At 64.7% G+C, this 13,365-nt stretch carries 10 protein-coding genes; 2 read left to right on the top strand and 8 right to left on the bottom strand.

All coding sequences use genetic code 11. The annotated features are described in order from the left end of the window. Positions 1 to 11 precede the first annotated feature (11 nt). Positions 12 to 1,874: an asparagine synthase (glutamine-hydrolyzing) gene (gene asnB, locus BHD05_RS11855; RefSeq protein ID WP_161886617.1), complete on the bottom strand. Its 1,863-nt coding sequence runs from the start codon at positions 1,872 to 1,874 to the stop codon at positions 12 to 14. A gap of 86 nt (positions 1,875 to 1,960) precedes the next feature. Between asnB and BHD05_RS11850 the strand changes: the two genes are divergently transcribed. Then, positions 1,961 to 3,325, top strand: coding sequence for a glycosyltransferase family 4 protein (locus BHD05_RS11850; protein ID WP_161886616.1), 1,365 nt, complete (start codon positions 1,961 to 1,963; stop codon positions 3,323 to 3,325). A 106-nt stretch (positions 3,326 to 3,431) separates the two neighbouring features. Then, entirely contained in the window at positions 3,432 to 4,529 is a 1,098-nt protein-coding gene (locus BHD05_RS11845) for a glycosyltransferase family 4 protein (RefSeq protein WP_161886615.1), read from the top strand. A gap of 96 nt (positions 4,530 to 4,625) precedes the next feature. Here the strand turns inward: BHD05_RS11845 and BHD05_RS11840 are convergent, their stop codons facing one another. The 7 genes from BHD05_RS11840 to BHD05_RS11810 are packed head-to-tail and all read right to left on the bottom strand — an operon-like array spanning position 4,626 to position 13,350. Continuing rightward, the gene (locus BHD05_RS11840) at positions 4,626 to 6,563 is read right to left on the bottom strand and encodes an O-antigen ligase family protein (protein WP_161886614.1); all 1,938 of its coding nucleotides are present in this window, start codon (positions 6,561 to 6,563) and stop codon (positions 4,626 to 4,628) included. Then, complete coding sequence (locus BHD05_RS11835) at positions 6,560 to 7,216, bottom strand: hypothetical protein (protein WP_161886613.1); 657 nt, start codon at positions 7,214 to 7,216, stop codon at positions 6,560 to 6,562. Before BHD05_RS11835 ends, BHD05_RS11840 begins: the two co-directional genes overlap by 4 nt. Further along, the gene (locus tag BHD05_RS11830) at positions 7,213 to 8,445 is read right to left on the bottom strand and encodes a rhamnosyltransferase WsaF family glycosyltransferase (protein WP_161886612.1); all 1,233 of its coding nucleotides are present in this window, start codon (positions 8,443 to 8,445) and stop codon (positions 7,213 to 7,215) included. Before BHD05_RS11830 ends, BHD05_RS11835 begins: the two co-directional genes overlap by 4 nt. Positions 8,446 to 8,452: 7 nt before the next feature. Continuing rightward, positions 8,453 to 9,559 carry a glycosyltransferase family 2 protein gene (locus BHD05_RS11825; RefSeq protein ID WP_161886611.1) on the bottom strand — a complete coding sequence of 369 codons (1,107 nt, stop codon included), beginning with the start codon at positions 9,557 to 9,559 and terminating at the stop codon, positions 8,453 to 8,455. After that, on the bottom strand, positions 9,556 to 10,677 hold the full coding sequence (locus tag BHD05_RS11820) for a DegT/DnrJ/EryC1/StrS family aminotransferase (RefSeq protein WP_161886610.1): 1,122 nt from the start codon (positions 10,675 to 10,677) through the stop codon (positions 9,556 to 9,558). Before BHD05_RS11820 ends, BHD05_RS11825 begins: the two co-directional genes overlap by 4 nt. Before the next feature lie 31 nt (positions 10,678 to 10,708). Then, positions 10,709 to 12,181: an oligosaccharide flippase family protein gene (locus BHD05_RS11815; protein ID WP_161886609.1), complete on the bottom strand. Its 1,473-nt coding sequence runs from the start codon at positions 12,179 to 12,181 to the stop codon at positions 10,709 to 10,711. Next, positions 12,178 to 13,350 carry a glycosyltransferase family 4 protein gene (locus tag BHD05_RS11810; RefSeq protein ID WP_161886608.1) on the bottom strand — a complete coding sequence of 391 codons (1,173 nt, stop codon included), beginning with the start codon at positions 13,348 to 13,350 and terminating at the stop codon, positions 12,178 to 12,180. Before BHD05_RS11810 ends, BHD05_RS11815 begins: the two co-directional genes overlap by 4 nt. Positions 13,351 to 13,365: the final 15 nt, after the last annotated feature.

The raw sequence follows: 13,365 nt of genomic DNA, 5'->3' as shown, positions 1-13,365 counted from the left end.
GCGTCGAACAGCTACCTGTGAATCGCGGGGTCGATGCTCCGGGTGCTGAAGAAACGCTCGTGCCAGACCTCCAGTGACATGAGCGTCCAGATCCGGTTCTCCTCATTGAAGGTCCCGCTCTCGTGCCGCTGCAGGAGCTCGCGCACGGCCTTCCTGTCGAAGGTCTCTCCCACGAAGGAACCTGCTCCGGTGAGCCTGTCCCACATCGAGTCCCGCAGGTCCCCCCGGAACCACGCGTCGAGGGGCACGCGGAATCCCACTTTGCGACGGTCGACTACTTCGGCGGGGAGGTATCGTCGGGCGACTTCCTTGAGAATCCACTTCGTGCGGCCTTCCCGTACCTTGAGGTCGGACGGAAGGCGGAATGCCAGGTCGACGAGCCGGTGGTCGAGCAGCGGTGGTCGAAGCTCGAGCGATGCCGCCATCGACATCCGGTCGCCTCGCTCGAGAAGGTTGTCGGGTAGCCAACTGCGGAGGTCGCCGAGAAGCATGCCACGGATGACATCGGGGTTGCGTGGATCCCTCACGGGCGGGCGCGAATCCACTCCAGCCAGGAGGGCCTCACGTTCGCTCGAGGTGAATGGTGCAAACCAGGTTCGGAGCTGGTCCGCCTGGTCCCGTTCACCCAACACTCGCAGGGCAATCCGTGCGCGCCCGAGACGATGCGGGAGATGACGGTCGAGCGCTCCAGCCACTGACGAGCGCAGGCCGCCGGGAAGCATGGAGATCGCAGCCACGGCTTTCGCGGCACGATACTTGGGGTAGCCGGCAAAGAGCTCGTCCCCGCCCTCCCCGGAGAGGACGACGGTCACCTTCTGGCGTGCCGCCTCGGCGAGCCGGTAGACGGCGATGTCGGCCGGTTCTGACATGGGCGCATCGCGATGCCAGGTGAGCTTGGGCCAGAGGTGCTCGAAGTCGGCCGCATCGACGTGGACCTCATGGTGGTCAGTGCCCACGTGCTCGCTGACCCGGCGTGCCCAAGTCAGTTCGTCATTGCGCGGATCGCCGAACCCGGCGGCAAAAGTCGTGACTCGATGCTCCGGCTGAACCGCGGCGATCTTCGCGACGATGAGGCTGCTGTCGACTCCTCCGCTGAGATATGCCCCGACCGGGACATCGGCGACGAGCGCCGATCCTACGGCTGCCGTGACGGCATCGTCCACAGCATCGATGGCGCGCTCGGGTGTCCACGCGCCCGCCGGATCTGCCTCCGGCGGCTCCCAGTATCGGGTGAGCAGGACGCGCCCGTCGTTCGTGACCTCCGCGCGATGACCAGGGGGAAGCTTCGAGATGCCGTCGAAGAGGGTGTTTGGTGCCGGGACCGAACGGCCCAGGAGGTAGGCGTCGAGGCTTGACAAGTCCACCTCGGGTCGTCTGGGGAGGCCGGCGAGAACCGTCTTGACCTCGGAACCAAATACGAGTTCGCCCGCAGCATTCGAGTAGAAGAGCGGCAGAACGCCCAGACGATCCCGAACGAGGTGCACGCTGCCGGTGTCCCGGTCCACCAGAGCGAGCGCGAACTGGCCGAGGAGGCTCTCGATGAAGGAGAGGCCGTGCGTGACAATCCCCGCGAGAATGACCTCGGTGTCACCATCCGACGTGAACGGGTAGCTGAGTTGCGCGCGCAATTCGCGGTAGTTGAAGATCTCACCGTTGAACACGAGGGCCCAGCGACCGTCTGCACTGACCATGGGCTGCCGGGAACCCGCGAGGTCGATGATCGAGAGCCGCGTGTGTCCGAGCCCGATCCCGCCCTCCTGCCAAAACCCAGAGTCGTCGGGGCCGCGATGGTTGAGGGTCGCGACCATGCCGGCGAGCACCCTCGAGTCAATCTCCGGCCTCGTGAAGCGACGAATCCCCGCGATCCCACACATGTCGTCAGCCTAGCGCTCCTGTAGATTGCGGCTCCAGCATCCGGTACATTGTGAGCGAAACTAATGGCGTGCCCAGCGTCTCGCCGATGGAGGTCCCCAGAATGCGGCATCCGCGAGTACTCATCATCGTCCAGAACCTGCCCGTGCCGCTCGATCGGCGCGTGTGGCTCGAGTGTCAAGCGCTCACCGCCCAGGGTTACCGCGTCTCGGTGATCTGTCCGAAGGGGCCCGGGGATCCTCGCTTCGAGGTCATCGACGGTGTTGCGATCTACAAATACCGTCCTGCACCGGATGCGCAGGGCGTGGCGGGCTTCGTGGTGGAGTTCGTCTGGTCATGGGTCCGCACCGCACTGCTGTCACTGCGGGTGTGGCGGGAGCGAGGCTTCGACGTGATTCAAGCCTGTAACCCGCCGGACACGTACTGGCTGCTCGCACGCCTCTGGCGAACGCGCGGAGTGCGTTTCGTGTTCGACCAACACGACTTGAATCCCGAGTTGTTCCTCTCGCGGTTCGGTGCTCCGACGTCGCTAAGTCAGAGAATCCAGTATCGCGGCCTGCTGTGGTTGGAGCGGATGACCTATCGCACAGCGGATCGAGTCATCTCCACGAACGCCTCTTACAAGAGAGTGGCCGAGACGAGGGGAGACCGTGAACCGGCCACTGTCACGATCGTGCGCAGCGGTCCTGACACGACTGTCATGCGACCGATCTACCCCGAACCGGAGATCCGGGCCGGCGCGGACCACCTCCTTGTCTATCTCGGCATCATGGGCCCCCAGGACAACGTCGACGTCGTTCTGGCGCTCGTCGACGAATTGGTGCACCGCCGCGCCCGCACCGGGGTGCGGGCAGTGCTCATGGGATTCGGCGACTGCCTCGAAGGCCTCAAGGCGCGTTCCTCCGAACTGGGCCTCGACGAGCACGTGCTGTTCACCGGCCGCGTGGGACCCGGCACGATAGCCCAGTACCTCAGCGCGGCCGACGTCGGAATCGGGCCCGACGAGAAGTCCCCGCTCAACGACGTGTCGACGATGAACAAGACCATGGAGTACATGGCCTACGCGCTCCCGTCCGTATCGTTCGATCTCGTCGAGACGCGGATGTCCGGCGGCGACGCCGCCCTCTATGTTCCGTCGGGAGATCCGGGCGCCTTTGCAGACGCAGTGGAGTCGCTCTTGGACAACGCGCAAGGCCGTGTCGCCCTCGGGCTCGCCGCCCGCGAACGTGTCGCGACGGAACTCGACTGGCGCGCCCAGGCACAGTCCTATGTCGGTGTGTTCGATGATCTGATGAAAAATGCGCCCGACGGCGAACGGCGAGCAGACTGGCCGTTCCAGCCTCGCCCGTCCGCTCAGCCTGCGGAGGACGGGCCTCGATTCGTGGGCCTCGACAGCGACGAACTCGGCGCGTTCATCGCCGCACGCGCGAGGCGGGGGGACGGCGTTGGCTGATGATGGGCCGACCATTCGCGTGGCGTACAGCTTCCCCCACCCCCTTGGCCGGCCGGGAATCGCGGAGACGGCGCTCCAGCAAATCCTCGGGTTGGAGCGCTTGGGTGTGTCACTAACCCTGTTCTGCACCTCGCTCGGTGGGGTAGACCTGCCCGAGTCGGTCGTCGTGCACGAGACAATGGTCTTCGCCGGGCGCCGCGTTCCCCACCGGGCCATCGGCGTGCAACGGGCCTATGATTTCCATGACGCGCGCGTCGCCCACTGGCTCCGGGCGAACCACGAGCGCGTGGACATCGTGCATGCGTGGCCGCGGGGGTGCCTTCGGACTCTTCAGGAGGCTGCGCTGCTCCACAAGCCCGCCGTGCGGGAATCGCCGAATCCACACACGGCAAGTGTGATGAGGGCCTCTGCGGCGGCGGAGAGCCACGCGGGGGTCTCCCTGCCGCGTAACCATTCCCACGCCCACGATGAGCGGGTGCTGAAGAAGGAGATCGCGGAGTACGACGCGGCGACCGCCGTTCTGGTCCCTTCTGACTACGCGAGAAGGGAATTCATCGCCGAGGGGTTTGACCCGAGTCGCCTACTCCAGCACCGCTATGGCTGTGACCTTGGCCGGTTTCCCGCGAGGCGGGAGCCACCCCGAGTTGGGGAAAAACACCCCTTCCGTGCCGTGTTCGTCGGGCGAGGCGACCCGACGAAGGGGCTGCACGTCGCACTCGACGCGTGGCGACGAGCAGCCATCGATGACGGGGAACTCCTCGTCGCGGGAACGATCCTCCCCGGGTATCGTCGCGCGCTTGTGGCGGGTCTCGAGTCTCCCGGAGTCCGGGAGCTCGGCTTCGTGACCGACATTGCCCGCGTTTTGGCCGAGAGCGATGTGCTCATCCTCCCGAGTTGGACCGAAGGTAGCGCGCTGGTCACCTTGGAAGCCCAGGCGAGCGGATGCGTTCCGCTCGTGAGCGAGGCGTCGGGGCCGATCGGGGTGGCGGGTATCGACCACCTCGAACAGCGCGTCGGCGACGTCGACGAGCTCGCGGCACAACTCGCTGAGCTCGCGGTCGATCCACAGCGTTTGGGCGAGATGTCGGCACGCGGTACCCAGCAGCGCGACTTCCTCTCGTGGGATCGGGCGGCGGAGGCGTTGGTGGGCTGTTATCGACGCGCTATTGCACTGTCGCAGGAACGGCGCGGAGCTACGCGCTAAACGCGGGGTCAATCGAGATCGACACCGAAGGTATATTCGACTCGTGCCCAGCCCGAGTCCTCCCATACCCCCACGCTGTCGCCAGCGACGCCGGGCTCACTTGTCCATCACGCCTTCGGGGGAGGTCGCGCGCCGCAGGCGCCATCCGGGTAGGCGCCTTCCCGCCGCGACGAGCGCTGCGGCGCAGATCAGTGCGACGGTGACCGTTCCAGCGGCGGCTGCCGATACCCGGATCGGCCGCTGGTACACCTCGATGTTCGCGAGGCTGCCGTCGAGACGCACCTTGAGTTCCGATGGGATGCCCCGGTTGTTCTGGATCAGATCAAGCTGATCGCCGAGTTCCCGGCGCACGACGCCGGCGTCGCGCAGAGCATCCTCGCCGCTAGCCGACCTCGCGGCGATCCGCATCAACTCGCCGCTGCCGACTACATCTGTGCGCGGTCCTAGGCTCCCGTCACCGACAGCAATGGCATAGTCGGCTACAGACTCCTCCGCGAGTCCGAACCGGACATCCGGACTCGCCATGATCACGCCCAGGAGTTCGGAAACGCCCGGTATGTCGACCTTGTCGTCGTACTTATTGGGGCCGGCCGGTGGAGCGAGGAACACGATGGTTCCCGTTGCTTCAAATGACGGACGGGCGGTGCGAGTCGCGAGTGCGCCGATTGCGAACACCGCGAGCACGACCGTAACGACAGCAGTTGTCCACCGTGGCGACAAGCGGGCAAGTGGTCTGCGATCTTCAGCCGAGTCGGGGGACCCGGATCGCTGAAAGCGCCAGAAGGCTCCGACCGCACCAAACATGAGGCATTGAATCCCGAACGCCATCGGAAACCCGAACGAGTCGAAAGTAAAAGACAGCACGAAAGTCGCGAACAGGCCAGCCGCCAGCGCCAGTCCCCGAGTGCGCTGGACGCGGTCGTCACGGACGTTCCACGCGGCAACGATTGCTGAGACGATTCCACCGACAAATAGGGCCAGCAACGCGGCAATGCCGATTAATCCCGTTTCGATGGCGGTGGCCATGAACTGGTTGTCCAGCGTGCGGTATAGCTCGGGGACGAAGGTACCGAATCCGCGTCCGACCCATGGTGACTCGGCGACGAAGGCCGTCACGGCTCGCAAATCCTCGAGACGACCCGTGATCGAATTGTCTTCCGCGGCACCAAAAATAAGGGACCGAATCGTGCCCAGCAGGCCTGGAAGCACAGCCCTGAAGGCAAGGGCAGCGATGACGGCCGCGATGAGCAAGGCCCACCTTTGCTTGCCGGTTGCGATCGCGCCGACGAAGATGAGGCCGATGAGCATGGCCACCGCACCCGATCGCGCTACCGTCAAGGGCAGTGACACGAGCATCAGCAGGAACGGGAGCCACTTCCACCAGTGAGCCCGCGAGGACTGGACTGCAAGGTGAGCGGCGAGGGGGAGCACTGCGCCGATCACAAAGGCGAACTCGATTGAGTGCACCGCTGTCCCACTCACACGCGCGAATCCTGACCGCTCGTAGAGGCCACCGTAGTCCGAGTTCTGGGTCAGGCCGGGAAGGTGGAGGACTTGGACGAAATCGAACCCGGTGGTGAACTGCACCAGGCCCATCACGGCGAGCACCGTGCCCACAGCGACGAGCGAGTTGAGTAACGCACTTATCTGCTCCGGGGTAACCATAGTGTCGATCGCAAAGAGGATGACCCCGACACCCGACGCGAGGGTGATCAACCCTCGTAACGACGAAGAAAACTCAATGGCGTTCGTTGGCCGGAGCATGCCCGCGCAGAATCCGATCAACATCGCCACCACGAAGGCCACGATGAGCCAGTGCATAGGGGTCAGTCCCAGCTGGGAGCGCAGACTGGTCGCCCTACCGACCAGCCACAGCACGAGGAGCAGGACCCCGAAGACCGTCGCGGGGGTGCCTGCCGCACCGAGCGGCTCTATAACGTAAATCGACGGCGAAAACACCATTAGGGCCATGTAGGCCTGGAACACCACGAGCGGCTCGAACGTGCGAACGCGTGGGAGGAACCCGACGGTCACCGACTCTGGCCCCGAGGCGACCGATCACGCCGGGCCATGGATTCCCACCCCTCTCGCGTCGACCGTCTGCGATCCGCCAGAGCGACGATCGCGAGCACAGAGAGCATTACTCCGCCGAAGACGATCACGCCGTTTCGGATCGGGTCTTCGAAGCCCAATTCGGGCTCGGGGTCCCGCGAAATGGGCGTGATGGTCACCCATTGGGCGCGCGGGGCGCCAGCGTCCTGCTGCAGTGCGACCAGACGCCGTGTCATGTCATCGCCGAGTGAATCGAGCGTGTCATATGCCACCTCTGGATCGGTATACGTGACAGTTATCACCATCAAGGGAGCGGTGATGGACCGGTCCCTGGTGGCGCCGTACTCGAGGGTGGCGGCGTCCCGCGTGTACTTTCGTTCGGTTTCGCCGTCGGTGAGGGACACAGCGAGAATGTCCACGGCTTGGGCGACGCCGTTGCCAAGCTGCAAGAAAGGGTTTCCAGCGACACCCTTGGTGTCGACGACGGGCGAGAGGAACAGATAGCGGGCTTCGACGGTCTGAGTGTATGGGGTGTACCAGAATGCGGCAGCACCGCCAGCGAGAGCGAGCAGGATGCCCGGGATGACGACCCAGCGCCAGCGAGAGATGACGGCCCAGATGCTTGTCAGAGTCATGACTGGTTCGATTCGTAGGTGGCAGGACTGGCGCAGGCGGACTGGATCGCCTCGACAACGGCAGCCTGAGCGGCAAGCCATGACGTCTCGCCGAGGCTGGAGGAGAGGGTGTCCGCCCCCACCGCGTGCTGTCGGTCGACTGCCGCCGCAAGAGCGTCCGCAATGGCGTGGGGATTAGGCCGCGTCCACGCCACGTGCGGGTTAGTGAGGACCGCCCTCGTCCCAGTCCAGCCGTTCACAACGGGGACGACTCCGGCTGCAAGGAGCTCGTAGGGGATCAGGGAAATGTTCGTGAATGACAGCGCCAGGCCCGCTCCGCACATGTTGTAGAGCTCGTTGAGCTTCACGGGCTCCAGGTGTGAATGGATCGTCGCCTCGAATGGGAGCCGGCGTGCTTCCACCCCAAAGGTGTGAATCTCGATCTCGGGTCGTGCGTGGTTCAGTCGTTCAAGCGCGAGAACGCCGAGCTCGTAACCCCGGCGGGCGGTCCCCGGCTTAGCATAGAAGACAACGCCAGGGCGTTCGCCACGGTTCGTCACCCGGTAGGTGGCCGTGTCGCAACCGAACTCGGCGACGGTGCTCTCGAGACCAAATCGGTACTGCAACTCGTCGGCGAGCCAGGGCCCCACTGTGATGGGACGGAACCCAAATCGGTACGTGTCCTCTGCTAGTTCGTAGGCGGAGCCACGCGGGTAGAAATAGGGTTCGAAGTCCTGCACCAGATAGAACCGTTCGCCGGGGAGGCCCTCCGCATGGCGCGCGAGCACGTGAGCGGTCATCCAGGCGGTGGCTACATAGGCATCCATGCCCCGCATTCCGTTTTGCACCGTGCGCACGTCGGCTTTGACTTTCGGCCACCAGGTGCGGATCACGCTCTCGTACTGACGAGCGTCGCCGCCCTGTCCGTCGTAGACGAAGAGCACGCAGGTGTGTCCCGCCGACTCGAGTGCCTCAACGAACCGAAAGATGGTGGTGTGTCCGCCCGACGCCGGTCCGGGTGGCGTTATCACCCAACCGATCGTGAGGTGTTCTCCTAAGGGCTTCGGGGCGGCTGGTGGCGCACTCCCGACGGAGGCGGAATCGACGACGTCGTCCGAGAGAAGGTGAAGCCGCTCGCCGGGAGCGCCCCAGCGCTCGTTGGCGCGTCGGGTGACCTTCTCGGCGACTCCCGATAGCCCGTGCGTCCGAAAGGCTCGCACGACCTTGCTGGCATTGCTCAGAATTGGCATGGGTGGATCAGATTCCCCTCGATTGACGAACAGGCGCACCCAGTTCGCGAGTCATTCTGTAGAGCGCAGCCCAGCCAAGCAGGTGGGGGGACCGCGGCGACCGGACGGGCCCGAGCCGCTCGGCTCGGCTGAAATTTGCAGAAGCGGGGAGCCCGATCAGGTCCACTCCCAGCCCACGAGCGAACGAGAGGTACCCATCGGTTTCAGGTGTGGCGCCGCGCCCCTTCGCGTACGCCGACACCGTTCGCGAGAGCGCTTCGTTAGCGAGGGCCATTCGTGCCAAACGAAACAGGCGCGCGTTCTCCGACACATCCCCCATGCCGTCCTCGAAAAGGAGCCGGAAGGCATCCTCACGCTCGTGTAAATCGGTGATGACGTCCACCTGCTGGGCCGAGAGGCTATCCGGGTGGTCCCGGTGCAGAGCTTGGTCGCAGCCGCCGACCCAGCCGACATCCGAGTAACGGGCGAGGCGAAACCACATCTCCATGTCGTGGGTGTGCGCCAGAGCCCGCTGACCCCCGACGCTGTCGACAACGCTTGCCCGCATGAGAACCTCGGGCGAGGTGATGCAATTGACGCCCAGTTGGCAGCGTCGCTCGAGCCAGCTCGCTCCGGACCAGATGTCCCAGAATTTCGCGCGGTCACGGTGTGATTCGGGAGCACTCCCGCTGAAAGGGACGGGGTAGCCATAGACCATGCCGACCTGCGGATGCTTCTCGGCAAGGGCCACCGATCGTGCCACAGACCCCGGCGTCAGAAGGTCGTCGGCGTCAAGGCGGATGAGGAACTCCCCGCTCGCCGCGGCAAGGCCATCGTTGAACGCGGCAACTGGGCCAAGATTGTGCGGGTGGGCGATGACCTGGACCCTCGCATCATCATGCGCGATGCGCCGGGCCACAGCCAGGGACCCGTCGCTTGAGGAGTCGTCGACGACGATTACGTCAATGTCGACGTCCCGCTGGTCGAGCGCGCTTGCGATGGCGCCGGGTAGGAATCTGGCGTAGTTGAAGCAGGGGATGATGACCGTGACGGTCAACCGACGCTGCGGGCTCTGGCTGATGTGGTCGCCTCGCAGGCGTCGCACAATCGGAGCGGACAGCGTGTGGGACATCATGCTGATTCCCTCACCACCGATCTCACTGAGTCTGCGACGTATTCCTGCTGTGCGTGCGTGATGCCGGGGAACATCGGAAGCGACAGAATCTGGTCTGAGTATTCTTCGGCACGGGGGAGTGATCCGTCAATCCCCGCAAGGTGCCGAAACGCGGGAAGTCGGTGGATCGGAGCCGGATAGTGCACCGATGCTCCCACGCCCCTGGCGACCAGTTCCGCGACGACACGGTCACGTTCCGGTGCCCGCACCACGTACAGGTGGAACACGTGCTCGTTGCCCGGAGCGGTGGTTGGGGTCACGATCTGCGGGGTGCCAGCAAGCAGTTCGTCGTAGAACGCCGCTGCTGCCCTGCGCTCACTGTTCCAGTCGTCCAGGAGTGCGAGCTTGGCCGACAGGACGACGGCCTGGATGCTGTCCATGCGGGAGTTGACGCCGATCTCGACATGCTCGTAGCGGCGGATGCCGCCGTGATTACGCAGCTGGGCGATGTGGCCGGCGTACTCGGAGTTGTTTGTCATGACGGCCCCGGCGTCACCGTAGGCGCCGAGGTTTTTGCCGGGGTAGAAGCTCGTGCCCGCGATATGCCCCAGCGATCCGGCGCGCGCCCCCTGTCGCAGTGCGCCCTGCGACTGCGCAGCGTCCTCCACAATGATCACGCCGGGCCCAGCGATTTGCCGGAGTACTTCCACCTCCGCGGTCTGCCCATAGAGGTGAACTGCCATGATCGCGCGGGTCTTAGATGTCAGGTGTTCGGCCACCGAGCCGGGGTCAATGAGGTAGTTCTCGTCGTTGTCGACGAGAACTACCTCGGCGCCGGCGCGCATGACGGCCTCCGCCGTCGCGACGTAGGTGTTCGCGGGCAGGATAACTTCGTCGCCGCGTCCGATTCCTGCGGCGCGGAGGGCGAGTTCGAGAGCGTCGGTGCCGTTACCGACCCCGAGGGCGTGCTGCACTCCGCAGTAGCCGGCAAAATCTCGCTCGAATTGTTTGACTTCGGGCCCGAGTATGAAACCCTGGTGGGTCATTACCGCGCTGATTCCTGCGCTGACGACGTCGGCGATTTGACGATGCTGGACCCCCAGGTCGACCAGCGGGACACTCATCGTTGTTGATTGCATCAGCCATTCCCCTTGTTCGTTGGTGCGCGCTTCATGTGGTCACGACATCCTCGCTGCCGAGATGCGGGTCGCTGGCCGTTTCGGTCTCGCGCATGCGCTTTAGGCGTCGCCGGATCCAGCGATAGCTCAGAAGCGAATATGCAGCGGCGCCGAATGCTCCTCCGGCGACGAGGACGATCCACTGTTCGCCAATCAATGCTGACACCAGGATCGCACCGCCCACGGCTGGGAGGACCATCAAGATCGGCGGCCAGATCGCAGAACCGACCGACGGAAGGTGGGCGCCCACGCGCCGGAGCACGAAGAGGTAGGCAGGGGCGACGATGAAGAGTGACACGACAACGTGCGCGGCTCCCGCGCCGACTATCCCGAACCACATCGTTCCGAAGTACATCGTGGGCAGGAGCGCCACGATCCAGAGCACCTGCACGATCACAATCGCCCCCGAGGCTCCGTGCGCAAGCAGATACGCGACGAAGACGTCGAAGGTCGCCCTCAGTGCACCGAAGAGCGCAAGTACGGCGAGAACCGTGGCCGCCTCCGCCCACCGCTCCCCGTAGACGACGTTGACCAAGGGGCTGGCTAGGGTTCCAAGCCCGGCAGCGATAGGCAGTGAGAGCGCCCACGTCAGGGCAAAGGCGCCTCCGAGGCTGTGATCGCGCGGCTGGTGCAAAGTTCGCGCGAACATCGGCATCGCGACCGACCGCACCACCTGCCCGACTGCTGTCATCGGCCAGGCCGAGATGTTGAATGCCAGCACGTAGAGCCCCAGCGCGACCGGGCCAAGCAAAATCGCGATCACGACTTTGTCGATTCCCAGAAGCGCCCACGACAGCACATTCGCGGCAGAGACGGGCACACCGAACCGCAGGATCGAGCCAATCTCCGCGCGGTTGAAGCCGTACCGCGGGCGCTCGCCGGAGAGAGCAAACTGAAGTATCAGCGACCCGACCTGAGCGACGACCCGACCAACGGCGAGGGCCATCACCCCCCAACCCGCGGCGATAAGCAGCAGCGTTATCGTCGTGCTGACCACAAAGTCGATAATCCCGATCAGGAATAGGGTCTTTTGGTCGAATCGTCGCTGGAGCATCGCAAATGGGACGACGCCAGCACCGGCCAGGAGGAGGGTGATCGCGAGCACGCTGATCGCGGGAGCCGCGGACGGGCTTCCGAGTGCCGCGGCCACGGCGGGTGCGCTGAATGCCATCGATAGCGTGAGTATGGTTCCGGTTACCAGTCCGAGCGAGGCCACGGTCGGAGCCCTCGGGGCCGGGTTGCGCGCTCGAATGAGGTCTGCGCTCAACCCGAAGTCAGCGACGGCCATGAGAACGCCTTGTACGGTCAGCGCGACGGCGTACACGCCGAACTGCTCAGGTGTGAGCAGCCTCGCGAGCACGATTCCGACAAGCACGCCACCGAGCCTCAACAGCAGATTGCTCCCGGAGCTCCACATCACCCCTCGACGTACCGTGCCGTGCAGCCCTTCACTGTCGGTCTTCATGGTTGCACCCCGTTCGGTGGCGCGGTCGACTTCCTCCTGACCATGGAGGTGCGTAGCCTGCGCGAGCCCATGACGGTCTTGTACTTTGCCAGTTCGATCGCGGATCGGCCGAGAGACAATGCCTTGGCTGCCGCTGCCGTCGGTGCGTCCACGGCGGTTTTATAGATCCCCTCGAGACGTGACGACGCGCTCAGGAGACTGAATCGTTCGACGGCGATAGAACGGCCGAGCGCCCCGAGACGTGTGCGGTGGTCCTTGTCGTCGAGCAGCTTCCGGAGTTCGCGGATCAGATCTGGCGTTCCGCCCCCGCCGTGACCGAACCAACCCTGCTCAAGGAAAATCGGGAGCGAGCTCTCGTCCAGCAGGCGCCAGAACCCACCGCTGCCCTGGACGACGAGTGGCTTGCCGAAAGCAAGCGACTTGATAGCGGACCCACCCATGCCGAACATAATGTCCGCCGCGTCGTAGGCCTCCCGCGGGTCGAGCAGACGCCCGGTGACGATCACGGTGTCAGCTCCGCGTCGTGAGTTGACCGCATTCGCGCGGGCGCGGACCTGCTCGATTCCCTCCCCATCTCCTACTATGAGAAGCCGGACGGGGTGACTGTTCGCGAGCGTATCGACGGCGTCGATCGCGGCCAGTACTCCCTGCACCTTCTCGTGCTCGCTCACCAGACGACAGACGACAGAGATGACAATTTCGTCGGTGCGGAATTTCCAGCGACCTCGAGCCGTCACTGCGTCCGTTGGCGCATTCGCCGTGGTGTCGACGGGAGGTTCAATGAGTTGGAGATCAGGGCGCGACCCGACCTGAGCCGCGATCATGCTTCGGGTACCGAGGATGAGCGGGAGGTGGGTCGGAATATGGACGGGCACGTCCATCGACATGACCGACACTACTAGCGGGGCGCGTCGTAGCAGGTGGGAGCTGAAGGCGAGTTCCACCGCGGGACCCCACTCGTAGGCGTGCGCGACATCGATGCCACGCTCACGGATGAGGCGGTCAAGCGCCATCATGTTCCGCATCGATGGCCATGAGTGGGCGACAGGGGCGCGAGCGACCTCCAGACCCCAGGAACTCGCGAGTTCGACGAGTGCCCCGTCGGGTGCAAACACGACCATTTCGTGCCCTCGTTCACCCATCTGGCGGGCGAGTTCCAGGGCGTTCATCTGACTCCCGCCTAT

The sequence above is a fragment of the Marisediminicola antarctica genome, from assembly GCF_009930795.1.
Classification (GTDB): domain Bacteria; phylum Actinomycetota; class Actinomycetes; order Actinomycetales; family Microbacteriaceae; genus Marisediminicola; species Marisediminicola antarctica.
This window is presented reverse-complemented; position numbering and strand designations above follow the sequence as displayed.

Excerpts from the sequence above, each read along its gene's own strand:
- asnB (WP_161886617.1), bottom strand. The coding sequence starts at position 1,874 with ATGTGTGGGATCGCGGGGATTCGTCGCTTCACGAGGCCGGAGATTGAC.
- BHD05_RS11850 (WP_161886616.1), top strand. The coding sequence starts at position 1,961 with ATGGAGGTCCCCAGAATGCGGCATCCGCGAGTACTCATCATCGTCCAG.
- BHD05_RS11835 (WP_161886613.1), bottom strand. The coding sequence starts at position 7,216 with ATGACTCTGACAAGCATCTGGGCCGTCATCTCTCGCTGGCGCTGGGTC.
- BHD05_RS11830 (WP_161886612.1), bottom strand. The coding sequence starts at position 8,445 with ATGCCAATTCTGAGCAATGCCAGCAAGGTCGTGCGAGCCTTTCGGACG.
- BHD05_RS11825 (WP_161886611.1), bottom strand. The coding sequence starts at position 9,559 with ATGATGTCCCACACGCTGTCCGCTCCGATTGTGCGACGCCTGCGAGGC.
- BHD05_RS11820 (WP_161886610.1), bottom strand. The coding sequence starts at position 10,677 with ATGCAATCAACAACGATGAGTGTCCCGCTGGTCGACCTGGGGGTCCAG.
- BHD05_RS11815 (WP_161886609.1), bottom strand. The coding sequence starts at position 12,181 with ATGAAGACCGACAGTGAAGGGCTGCACGGCACGGTACGTCGAGGGGTG.
- BHD05_RS11810 (WP_161886608.1), bottom strand. The coding sequence starts at position 13,350 with ATGAACGCCCTGGAACTCGCCCGCCAGATGGGTGAACGAGGGCACGAA.